This window comes from Eggerthella sinensis (assembly GCF_003339815.1).
GTDB lineage: Bacteria > Actinomycetota > Coriobacteriia > Coriobacteriales > Eggerthellaceae > Eggerthella > Eggerthella sinensis.
In genome coordinates this window covers 1-8,747 of sequence record NZ_PPTT01000056.1, presented here as the reverse complement: position 1 = coordinate 8,747, position 8,747 = coordinate 1, and the positions used below count along the sequence as shown (strand labels likewise).

Below are 8,747 nucleotides of genomic sequence, written 5' to 3'. Positions count from 1 at the left end.
GCCCGTTCCCGGGAGGGGGCGGGCCCCTTCGCGCTTCGGGGGCTAGAGGGCTCGGGGGAGGCCCGCCTTCCCCGAGGAGGCCGCCCGGCGCCGGACGGGCGCGTCCGCTGACTACTCTTTTCTCTCTATATGTTGACAACATGCATGTTGCGGGTGTATAGATGTTATCAGCATATAGATGTGACGAGCGAATGCGAGAGGAGTGATGCCTATGCCGCGCGGCGATTGCGACGGCGAGGGCGGCGGGCGGCAGCCGTGCTGTCGACGTCGTGGCGGTGGGGGCGGTGCCCTTGTGGAGCCGGCAGCACTTGCGGCTCTGCTGTACTCGGGCGGCTACGGGTACGACATGCGCAAGACCATCCTCGACCGGACGGACGGCGAGGTCGACGTCGACGTGGGTGGGCTGTACCGGTCGCTGCGGCGTCTGGAAGACGAGGGCGCGGTGGTTTCCCGGTGGTGCGACGAGGAGTCCGGGCCGCGACGGCGCGAGTACGAGTTGACCCAGCTTGGCGTGGAGTTGGCTGAGCAATGGCTCGATGCGCTCCGAGCGCGGCGACACCTCGATGATTTACTGGTTGACCTGCTGGAAGGCGGTCTAGCGGAGTTCGGTAACGACGAAAGAAGGAACTGATGGGCGAGACGATGAAACTGGCGATTCCGACGATGGGCGAGGCGGGGCTCGAGTCCCAACGTGCGGGCCACTTCGGGCACTGCGATTGCTTCACGGTGGTGGACATCGTCGACGGCGAGATCGTCGGCACGGGCGTTGTGGCGAATCCGCCGCACGAAGAGGGCGGCTGCCTTCGTCCGGTGAACCTGCTGGCCGACGCCGGCGTGAACGCCATTGTGGCGGCGGGCATGGGCATGCGCCCGCTCATGGGCTTCAACCAGGTGGGCATCACCGTGTACTTCGAGAATCAGACGCCGGTGGTGGGCGATGCGGCGAAGCTGGTGGCGGCCGGCAGCGTGCCCGTCATGAGCGCCGACAACGCGTGCAACCATCATCACTGATCGCACGCTTGAACCAAGCGGATCGGCACCCTCGCAGCCATGGGCTTCGGGGGTGTTTTGTTTCTTGGGTCGCGCGGTCATGCTATGCTGCAAGGAAGCGAAGGGAAGGACGAAGCGGTGCAACAACTCGGTGACGACGGCAGGTATCATCTCGGGGCGGCGGAGGCGCTGTTCGGGGTGAAGCGGAACGTGGTGGAAGGGGCCGTGCCCCCGGTTCCGGATGCGCAGGACGCCTCCGCGTCGTCGTTTGGTTGGATTGCGAAAGGGTTGCCGCTGCCGGCGACAGGAGGGTCGTACGCGGTTGAATTCCTCGACAAGAACGACGTGCGAGTGGTGGCGTACCTCGACCCTTTTGGCCGTGCGTTTTCCCTGCACGAGCCTTCGACGGTGCCGCCGGCGCGTGAGCCGAATCTGACGTTCGCGAAGGTGTCGAACCAGCCGACGCCGGGCGAAGAGCTGGGGCGCGTGTACGTGCATCAGAACGATGGCTCGAAGGTGGAGGTTGCGCAGTATCGGTGCGCACGCGACCGCTACACGCTGTTCGATTCCTGGTACGACTTCGGGCCCTACGGTTCCAACCTGGCCTATAACGATGTCATGGCGCGGGCCTACTTCGCGTTCGTGCATCGTCCGGCCCTCGGCGCGCCGCAGGTGCCCGAGCGCGGGCTCGATGGCGTGCACGAGCGTTTGCGCGGCGACAAGCCGCTGACGGCACTGCGCACGCTCGTTGCGGATGTGCAGCGTGCGGAAGCCGATCCGGTGTATCGACCTCCGGCGCTTGCAAGCTGCTTGGCGCGTTGGCTGATCGAGGCGGGATTGGACAAGCTGGACGACGTGAAGGACGAAGCGGTGCGCCTTGTGCGCACCACACGGTACGCGAACACCTACTACCTGGGCGTCGAAGACGCGGATGCCGATATCCCGCAAAACGTCGTCTGGGGCATCGAGGCTGCGCTCAATCGGTTTCTGCTGGTGGGAGAGACGTTCGGAGAGCGAGCGTCCCTGGCAATGGACGTGGATTGTACGCGATGGGACGAGTACCTTATTGAATCGGTGGCCGCGCAGCATCCTGCAACGGAGCGCCCGGCGGATGCGCCGAGCGTCGAAGAGCAGGGGGAGTGGGCGATACGTTGCGCGCTCGGTGTGATGTTCGAGCGCCTGCGACTTCCCGTGCGGTTCGACGCGACGCTGCGCTGCGACCTGGACGCAGGCGTTGCGGTGTTTGACCTCAGGGCGCCCGATGCGTCGCTCATGCCCGTTTGGACGTGGCGCGACGAGGGTGGATGGGTGCAGGCTGCCGATGAGGCGCGCGAGGCCCAGGCGCAACGCTATGCCCTGCACCTGGGTCTTGCTCTGGCTGCTGCGGCGTTCGATGCATCGCCGTCGATACAGCGCGTGGATATCGCGGCGCGTCCCTTCGCACACGTGACGTTCGACCGGCAGGTTTACGATGCGTTCGGGCGCTTCGAGGATGCGCGTGCGGGCGACCCGATGCCGCCGTACGTGTTTGCCGGGGCGCGCTTCGATTCGAGCGAGGCGAGCGCCTTTGAGGAGATCGAGCAGCTTCCGTCCTTCGAGCTGCGACAGCAGCGGCCCGAAGCGGTTGACGGCGCGCTGAAAGGTGCCGCGGTGGACGCTCTGGGCGCCGAGCGCTGCGCGGATGTGCGCATCACGTTCGATGCCGCGCGTCGGCGCTTGGCCGAGGGTTTGGCCGACAACATCGTGCGTGCTTCGAGTGCGACCGACGCCATTCGGCTCGTGCGCGCTGCGCAGGATGAAGCCGTTGCGCGGCAGGACGAGCGCGCGGTCGACGCGTGCACGCGTCTCATGGCGGCGCTTGCCGAGGGCGAGCTGGACATGGGCGATCAGAATGCCGTGGTGGGGCGTTTTCTCGGTGAGGATCGCTGCCTGGTGGCGCTCGGGCGCGCTCGGACACTTGCGGCAACCGACCAGGAAGCTGCCGTACAGGTGCTCATCGATGCCGTGGGCGAGGCGGCGGCGCTCGATGGGTTCGTGGACGGTGCGACGACGGTGTATCGGTCGTTCGATTCCTATGCGTCGCGCGTGCTGTACAACCGTGCGCGCCGGGGCGCGGGCGATCCTCAGCGCGCGGCGGCCGATGCGGACAAACGCGTGGAGCTGGTACCCGATTCCTACTACCTGTGCCATCTAGAGATCACGCAGCTGCTGGAGCACTCCTTCGAGCGCACCGAGGAAGCGCTGCGCTTCGGGCAGCGAGCCATCGAGATCGGGCCGGCGACGGCTGCCGGGTATCGGCAGCTCGGCCGTGCGTACATGCTGGTGGGCGACATGGAAAACGCCGCGTCCGTGCTGCAGGAAGGGCTGCTCGTGGCCGTGCAGCCCAGCGATATCGCCATGGCGTACTATCAGCTGGCGTACGTGCTGTGGAAGGCGGGGCGCCCGCAGGCGGGTGCGGTGTGCTACGTGAAATCGCTCATGACCTCGTCGTCGATGGCGTTGCAGGCCACGGCCGAGCTGCAGGAGCTGGTCGAGGAGACGGGCGTGCCGCTTCCCGCGCGGGAAGCGGTCGATGAGGAATTGGCGGCTCACGCGGTGCCCGTGGCGCCGACGACCGAGGTGATCGAAGCGATGGGATCGGCAGCGGCGGCGGCAACGGATGCGGGCCTGTTCCCCGTGGCGCGCAACCTGCTGGCGCTGCGCTTACGCTATCGCCCCGACGACGCGCTCGTGAACGTGCTGCGCTCGTTGGGGGATTGAGCACAACTGCGGGCGAAAGGCGAGGCCGTGTCGTAAGCTAGCCCTGTGCGACGCGCTCGTGAACGTGCTGCGCTCGTTGGGGGAATAGGGGCGGGTTGCGCTCGTTTGCGGTACAATAATTCGATTCAGCATGACGATTAGCGAAGGAAGCAATCATGGCTCTGCAAGCTCCCGAAGGAACGAAAGATCTTTTGCCCGACGAGGCGAAATTCTGGTCGCACTTCAAGGCGACGGCTGCCGACATCTTCGGTCGGTACGGATACGTGACCATCGAGACGCCTCTCTTCGAGCAGACGGAGTTGTTCGTGCGCGGCATCGGCGAAGCCACTGACGTGGTGTCGAAGGAGATGTTCACGGCTATTTCAGGCGAGAACCTGAACAGGCTGCTGGACGGCGGCACCATCAAGGCAAAGAGCCGCCTGTCGCTGCGACCCGAGGGCACGGCCGGCGTGGTGCGTGCCGTGGTGCAGCACGACCTCGTGCCGCAGGGCGCCGCTCCCGCGAAGCTCATGTACGCGGGCCCGATGTTTCGCGCGGAGCGTCCGCAGAAGGGTCGTCAGCGCCAGTTCAACCAGATCGGCATCGAGTGCCTGGGCGCCGAGGATCCGAGCGTGGACGCTGAGGGCATCATCATGCTCATGCGCTTCTACGCGGCCATCGGCATTCCCGTGGAGGCCACGCGCTTGCTGGTGAACTCGATGGGGTGCGAGCGGTGTCGCCCGGCGTACCGCGATGCCGTGAAGGCGTACATGGACGCGCACGCCGACGAGCTGTGCGACGAGTGCAAGCGCCGTGCCGAGATCAACCCCCTGCGCGCCTTCGACTGCAAGAATCCCGGGTGCGCCGCCGTTATGGAGCACGCGCCGAAGATCACCGAGCACCTGTGCGACGACTGCCGTGAGCACTACGATGCCGTGAAGACGTACCTGGGCGGGGCCGGCCTGGCGTTCGTCGAAGACCCGAAGCTCGTGCGCGGCTTGGACTACTACACGCGCACCGTGTTCGAGGTGCAGGTGACCGAGGGCATGGGCAGCCAGAACGCCATCGGCGGCGGCGGACGCTACGACAAGCTGGCCGAGGAAGTGGGCGGCCGTCCCACGCCGGGCTTCGGGTTCGCGCTGGGCTATGAGCGTTGCGCGATTGCGTTGCAGGCTGCGGGCTTCGAGTTCCCGTCGGCGCAACGCTGCGACTTCTTCGTGGCCTGCGTGGGCGACTCCGTGCGCGCCGAGGCCTTCTCGCTGATGCAGGCGTGCCGCGACGCGGGCATGACCTGCGAGATGGACCACCAGCATCGCAGCTTGAAGAGCCAGTTCAAGCTGGCCGATAAGCTGGGTGCGGCCATCGTGGCCGTGATGGGGCCGGACGAGCTGGCGGCGGGCCAGGTGAAGGTGCGCAACATGCGCACGCACGAGGAGCGCACGGCGGACATCGCTGTGATGAAGTCGCTGCTGGCGCACTTCGGCGGCGAATCGTTCGGCAGCCCCGGCGCGCTCGAAGCGGCCCTGAGCAAGCTGGACGCCGAATGAGGCTGCCGGTGGTGCGCGGCGCGCGGACGGCGGTGCTGACGGCGGCGCTCGTCGCCGTGGTGAGCCTTGCCGGCTGCGCGACGACGAGCGAGCCTGCGGCGGACACCGGCAAGGAAGCGGATGCGCCGGTCGAGCAGCCGACGGAAGAGGCCTCGTCGCTTGCCGAGCGCACCATCGACACGCCCTACTACACGGTGGTGGTGCCCGAATCGTGGCGCGGCGTGCTCGCGTACGAGTACGGCGACACCTACACCATCGACGAGCAGAGCAAGGGCACCGACGCCGAGCTGGGCATCGGCTACACCACGACGATCAGGAACACCGAGACCGACGAATCGTTCAGCGTGACGATGTACACCGACGCATGGGGCCCGCAAGGGCAGTTCATGTCCGAGAAAGCGGGCTCGTCGACGGTGATGCCCGGGAACTACGTTGCCGTGGTCAAGCAGCTGCCGGAGCCGTTCAACGGCTGGGGTTCGATCCCGCAGGACGAGCAGGACGCGATGCTGGCGCAGATGGAAGAGTACGCGAGCTGGGTCACGGTGAAGTAGCGGCTCCGCATGCGCGCCCCCATGACGGAACCGACGAAGGCGGCCTTGCGGCCGCCTTCGTCTTTGAGGGGAGGGAAGGGCTTCTACCAGGTGCCGGCGCTCAGGTTCTTGCCGAGGAGGTAGCCGAACGTGGTGCAGGCGCCGCCGAGGTTGATGCCGGGGCACTTGTAGTCGTACACGTCGCCGTACATGTCGCCCACGACCGTGCCCACGCCGTAGAGGCCGGGGATGGGGTCGTTCTTCTCGTCGCACACGTGCATCTGGATGTCGGTGTTGAGGCCGCCCGTGATGCACAGCGTGTAGGGCTCGTTCTTGATGCCGTAGAACGGCGGCTGCTTGACCGGCAGCAGGAAGCGCTTGTCCTTGTGGAATTCGTCGTCGAGGCCCGTCTCGCAGTACGAGTTGTAGCGCTCCACCTGGGCGAGGAACTCTTCGCGCGGAAGGCCCAGGCCGTCGGCCAGCTCTTCGAGGGTGTTCGCCTTCACGGCGTTCTCGGCCATGGTGGCGTCGAAGCCCGCGTACTCGTCGGTGGTGGTCCAGTCGGTGTTCGGGTCGAACAGGGCCTGGATGGCGTCGTACACCTCCTGCGTGTCGCGCGGCTCGCCGCCCACGCGGTCGCTCTGCCACGGCGCGGAGTCGGCAACCCAGTTCTCGTCCCAGATGAGGAAGGCGCATCCGTCGGGCTGCACGCGCTGCGGATAGGGCATGTAGCCGTACGTGCAGTTCTCGTTGGAGTAGCGCACGCCCTTCTTGTTCACCAGCAGGCCGGGGAACGTGGTGAGCGCGCCTTCGGCCCACCAGCGGCAGGGCAGCACTTCGTCGCCCATCGTGGCCAGCATGGGGGCGTTCGGCGTGTACTTCTGCCACGACGCGCCAATCCAGAGGGCCAGCTTGAGGCCGGAACCGTCGTAGACGCCGCCGTACCCGAACGGCAGCGCCATCGGGCAGTACTTCGCCACCATGTCCTTGTCCTGAGAGAAGTCGCCCGTGGCCAGCACGACGCCCTTCGTGGCCGTGTAGCGCGTGTACTCGTTGTTGTGCTTGGCGACGCAGCCGGTGACGCGGCCCGTGTTGTCGCCTTCGCGATCGAGCTGCACGGCGGTGGTGTTGTAGAAGACCTGGCCGCCGCCCTTCGTGATTTCCTCAGCGAGGGCTTCCACGACGATCTGCTGCGATGCGCCGGCCGCCTGGGCGCCCTCGGCAACGAACGAGTGCGATACGTTGAGCGTTTTGAGCGGGCCGCCGTCCCACCAGTCGGTGCCGCCGTCGCGCTGGTTGTTCTCGATGACGGTGGAGATGCCGTAGGGCTCCATCTTGTCCATGAGCCAGTTCATCGCGGTGCCGGACTCGTCGTAGACGAGCCACCACTTCTCCTGATCGAGGCGGAAGCTGTTCGAGGCGAAGATGGATTGGAAGATGGGCTCGATCTCCTCGCGGGTGAAGTCCAGCCCCAGCTCCTTGGTGAGACGCGTGTTGAATGCGGCGTTGGAGCCGCCGCGCGAGACGGGGCCGTCGCTCGAGGCGATGAGCACGACGTCGGCGCCTTCCTCGACGGCGGACGATGCGGTGACGAGGCCGCCCACGCCGGCCCCGATGACGAGGATCTCGCACTCGACGGTGTTCGTGATCTTGCTCTCGTCAACGGGCTCGGGCGGAATCTCGAAGGTCCACTTCGCGTTCTGGAACTTCTCGGCGTCGAGGATGAGCTCGCTCGATGCGGCGACGGTTTCCTTGTCCTGCGGCGCGCAGCCGGCCAAACCGAGCGCTCCCGTTGCGGCTGCGGCGGCTCCGGCCACCGTCGCGCCCTTCAGGAAGCTGCGACGATCCATTGATTTCGGTGTTCCCATGTTCCCTCCTTTGATCGAATGATCCCCTATCAAGCGTGCGATAAAGCGTGCGACCTGCGATTTCGCTTGATACCGGGCAGTGTATGCCCGGCGGCGAACGAGCGCGTCACTCAAAGTGTGGCATTGTTGCCGCGGCGGGCGCGGGGCCGTATCTCACTCGAAATGCGTTATTCCTTACCCGCGCCATCCTCTATACTTGCGACATGGCATCGCACCATGGAAGGGGAGACATGGCTTCAGAGATGACCGAATCCGAAGAGCGCATCGAGGGGCGCGCGGCACTCTTCGTGCGCCCGACCGTGCTCGACGTGGGCCTGGGCGTGCTGTACTTCTTCACGTCGCACATGGTGATTCGGGCGCTGTACTTCATCGGGGTGGATCGCACGGCGGAAGAGCTGTCGGTGTTCTTCCTCGTCGTCATCGCGTCCACCATCCTCGCGCACCTGCTGTCGAAGCCGCTTTTGCGGGCGCGCCGGTTCGCCGAGTCGGCCTTGGGGGTTCCCGCCGTGAGCGTGGTGGCGGCGCTGGGGGCGACGCTCGCGCTCGTGTCGATGCTGCCCGTGGTGGGCGTGGCGCTGTTCTACGCGGCGGGCGCGCTGCTGGGATTCGCCTGCGGTTGGATCATCGTCATCTGGACGTCCACCATCCACGCGGCGCGGCTCGAGCGCGCGTCGTTCTACCTCGACCCGGCGCTCGTGGTGGCGGTGGTGTGCTACTTCCTGTTCCGCGCGGTCAGCTCGTTTTCGGACACCATCACGCAGGGGTTTCTGCTGGCGCTGCCGCTCGTGACCATCGCGTGCATCATCCGTTCCGGCAACCCCTCCTCGGAGGGCGAGGCGCAGGTGCGCGAGCTGGGCGACGGCGCGCAGGCGTTGCAGGTGCTCGTGGTGGTGGCTGCGGCCTTCGCCATCGGATGCAGCGTGACGGTGTACCTGTCGGGGCGCGAGGGCGACACGCTGTCGTCGGGGCTCAACTACATGGTGCTGTTCGAGGTGCTGGCCGTCATCCTCATGGTGTTCTGCTGCGGCGTGATGAGTCGGTTCGCGCGGCAGCAAGGCGGGGGGGGGGGGGGC

The 8,747-nt window shown here is 66.5% G+C and carries 6 protein-coding genes and 1 pseudogene; 6 read left to right on the top strand and 1 reads right to left on the bottom strand.

Going from position 1 to position 8,747, the window contains the following annotated elements:
• Positions 1 to 211: 211 nt before the first annotated feature.
• The 5 genes from C1876_RS17225 (at position 212) to C1876_RS17205 (ending at position 5,827) form a co-directional block, all read left to right on the top strand.
• A complete protein-coding gene (locus C1876_RS17225; RefSeq protein ID WP_114547950.1) occupies positions 212 to 631 on the top strand; it encodes a PadR family transcriptional regulator in 420 nt (139 codons plus the stop codon).
• Positions 631 to 1,011 (top strand): NifB/NifX family molybdenum-iron cluster-binding protein, encoded by a 381-nt coding sequence (locus C1876_RS17220; protein ID WP_114547949.1) that lies wholly within the window; start codon positions 631 to 633, stop codon positions 1,009 to 1,011. Before C1876_RS17225 ends, C1876_RS17220 begins: the two co-directional genes overlap by 1 nt.
• A gap of 117 nt (positions 1,012 to 1,128) precedes the next feature.
• Positions 1,129 to 3,750 (top strand): tetratricopeptide repeat protein, encoded by a 2,622-nt coding sequence (locus tag C1876_RS17215; RefSeq protein WP_114547948.1) that lies wholly within the window; start codon positions 1,129 to 1,131, stop codon positions 3,748 to 3,750.
• 155 nt (positions 3,751 to 3,905) lie between these two features.
• Positions 3,906 to 5,276: a histidine--tRNA ligase gene (hisS, locus tag C1876_RS17210; protein ID WP_114547947.1), complete on the top strand. Its 1,371-nt coding sequence runs from the start codon at positions 3,906 to 3,908 to the stop codon at positions 5,274 to 5,276.
• Positions 5,273 to 5,827, top strand: coding sequence for a hypothetical protein (locus tag C1876_RS17205; RefSeq protein ID WP_114547946.1), 555 nt, complete (start codon positions 5,273 to 5,275; stop codon positions 5,825 to 5,827). Before hisS ends, C1876_RS17205 begins: the two co-directional genes overlap by 4 nt.
• 83 nt (positions 5,828 to 5,910) lie before the next feature.
• Here the strand turns inward: C1876_RS17205 and C1876_RS17200 are convergent, their stop codons facing one another.
• Positions 5,911 to 7,674, bottom strand: a complete 1,764-nt coding sequence (locus C1876_RS17200) for an FAD-dependent oxidoreductase (protein ID WP_114547945.1) — start codon at positions 7,672 to 7,674, stop codon at positions 5,911 to 5,913.
• A 230-nt stretch (positions 7,675 to 7,904) separates the two neighbouring features.
• Here C1876_RS17200 and C1876_RS17195 point away from each other — a divergent pair.
• Positions 7,905 to 8,747: pseudogene (locus C1876_RS17195) on the top strand (helix-turn-helix domain-containing protein); the annotation flags it as partial.